This is a genomic window from Actinacidiphila oryziradicis, assembly GCF_005047355.1.
Taxonomy (GTDB): Bacteria; Actinomycetota; Actinomycetes; order Streptomycetales; family Streptomycetaceae; genus Actinacidiphila; species Actinacidiphila oryziradicis.
Genome location: NZ_SUMC01000279.1, coordinates 1 through 2694, shown reverse-complemented (window position 1 = coordinate 2694; position 2694 = coordinate 1). Strand labels below are relative to the sequence as shown.

Genomic DNA, 2694 nt, shown 5'->3' with positions numbered 1-2694 from the left:
CACCCAACGCGATGCGATCCGACAACCGCTCCTCAACCGGCGGCTTGACCTGTCCAGCTCGTGGCACTCAGCAACCCTCCCGAGGCACACACTACAAACAAGATCAACCCAAAGTCAGCGGCATTGCGTCTAAGGGTGGTTCTCATACAGATGGTGAACGTTCTCATCTGACCCACAGGTACAGCTCAGAGTTCCGTAAAGATCTCTCCATAGTTTTTGGCCATGGCCCCGCACGGGTCCCCTGCAAGCACTGCAACCATGGTCCCCTTGGGGCGATACGGCGAGGATTCGTATGTTTCTCATCTATCTCAGACGTGAGCTCCGACGGCGCAAGAAAGCCGCCCTGGTGATCGCCATGGGGCTCGCTCTGGGCATCGCGCTGGTGATCACCGTCAACTCGGTCTCGGCCGGTATGACACAGGCCCAGGGGAAGGTGCTTCAGTCGCTCTACGGCCTCGGTACGGACATGACCGTGACCAAGGCCCAGCCGACGACCACCAGCAACAGCCGGCCGAACTTCAAGTTCAACGCCAAGAGCGACAGCAGCAGCTCGACGCAGAGTTCCGACCAGGTGAGGATCCAGGGCTTCGAGACGCTGGCGTCCAGCACCGTCACCAAGGTCGCGGACCAGACCGGGGTCAAAAGCGCGGTCGGCGGCCTGAGCCTGTCCGTCATCAAGGTCGACGGCAGTTTCACCCAGGGTAAGGCCCAGACCTCCGGGGGCAGCGGAAAACCCGGCGGGGGCGGCGGCGGTACGACGAAGGTGCAGGGCGGCGGCGCGTCGTTCGGCGTGAACAGCTACACCGTCTACGGCGTCGACACCGGCAATCTCGCGGTCGGCCCGCTGACCTCGTCGAAGATCACCAGCGGCAAGACCTTCACGGCTTCGCAGAACAACGACAAGACCGCGGTCGTCGACAGTGCCTACGCCAAGACGAACAAGCTGACCGTCGGCAAGACCCTCACCATCAGCGGTACGAAGTTCACGGTCATCGGCATCGCGACCGCCGACAGCGGTGACGCCGCGGCCAACGTCTACATTCCGCTGACGCGGGCCCAGACCATGGCGGCCTCCAAGAACAAGGTCACCACGATCTACGTTCAGGCCGCGGACTCCAAGCAGATCTCGGCCGTCAAGCAGACGATCCAGAAGAACATCTCCGGCACGACGGTCACCACCTCCGCCGACCTGGCGTCAACGGTTTCCGGCTCGCTCTCCACGGCCTCCAACCTCGCCACGAGTGTCGGCAAGTGGCTGTCCATCGCCGTCCTGATCGCGGCCTTCCTGGTCGCCGCGCTGCTCACCTCCTCCGCTGTCAGCCGCCGGACCCGTGAGTTCGGCACCCTGAAGGCCCTGGGCTGGACGAGCGGCCGGGTCACCCGCCAGGTCATGGGCGAGTCCATCGTCAACGGTCTCCTCGGCGGCGCCTTCGGTATCGCGATCGGCCTCGCCGGCGCCTACACCGTCAGCGCGATCAGTCCCAAGCTCCAGGCCTCCCTCGGCTCCACCAGCGGTGGCGGCGGCGGCCCCGGTGGCGGCGGGCCCGGCCGGCAGTCGGCCGCCAAGGCGATCGAGATCGCCCTCACTGCGCCGGTCAGCGTCAACACCATCGCCCTCGCGGTCGTTCTCGCCATCGGCGGCGGTCTGATCGCCGGCACCTTCGGCGGCTGGCGTGCCTCCCGGCTCCGCCCGGCCGACGCCCTGCGCAGCGTCGCGTAGCCCCGTACGCAGCCCGTAACGCCACCCCGAATCGGCCGCCGGCCCCCTCACTCCCCCTGGAGGGGGCCGGCGGGCCCACCACTCACAGGAGTTCACCATGTACAAGCTGAGCGGCGTGACCAAGCGCTACTCGCGGGGCAAGGAGACGGTGGACGCGCTGCGCGGCATCGATCTCGTCATCGAGGACGGCGACCAGCTCGTCATCCAGGGCCCGACCGGCGGCGGCAAGTCCACCCTGCTGCAGATGATCGGCGGCCTCGACCGGCCGACCTCCGGCTCGGTCGAACTGGACGGGGTGGACCTGGGCCGTCTGAGCGAGGCCAAGCTCACGAAGGTGCGCAGCGAGAACATCGGGATCATCTTCCAGAGCTTCAACCTCATCCCGACCCTGACCGCCCAGGAGAATGTCGAGACCGCCCTGGTCCCGATGGGCACCAAGACCGCCGAGCGGCGCCGTCTCGCCGCCGAGGCGCTCACCGCCGTAGGCCTGGGCGAACGGCTGGGGCACCTGCCCAGCGAGCTGTCCGGCGGCCAGCAGCAGCGCGTCGCCATCGCCCGCGCCCTGGTGAAGAAGCCGAAGGTGCTGCTCGCGGACGAGCCGACCGGCAACCTGGACGAGGGCACCCGGGACGAGATCATGGCGCTGCTGGAGGGGCTCTGGCAGGAATACGGCCTGACGTTCATCCTGGTCACCCACGACTCCGCGATCGCCAAGAACGCCCCGCGCCTGGCCACCATCAAGCAGGGCCTCGTCACCGTCACCGAGCAGCGGCAGGCCGTCCGCCTGTGACCCTTCGGTGACGCATCGCCAGATGAGAATTTCTCAGCTGAATCTCATGCCTGATTCAGTGCGTTGTGGCAAACCGGATCTCGTTCGAGGTGTGCGGCGTGGGTGATCATCTGGACGGAGGTTCGGGTGCGGCCGCGGGCATGAAAGAACAGGCCCCTTGGTAGTGACGCGGTTACGACACCCA

Annotated in this window: 2 protein-coding genes; both read left to right on the top strand. The window is 66.6% G+C overall.

All coding sequences use genetic code 11. From position 1 onward, the window contains the following. The first annotated feature begins 292 nt into the window (after window positions 1–292). Entirely contained in the window at window positions 293–1720 is a 1428-nt protein-coding gene (locus tag FCI23_RS55125) for an ABC transporter permease (RefSeq protein ID WP_136731684.1), read from the top strand. 97 nt (window positions 1721–1817) lie between these two features. After that, window positions 1818–2510, top strand: a complete 693-nt coding sequence (locus tag FCI23_RS55120; protein ID WP_136731683.1) for an ABC transporter ATP-binding protein — start codon at window positions 1818–1820, stop codon at window positions 2508–2510. Window positions 2511–2694: the final 184 nt, after the last annotated feature.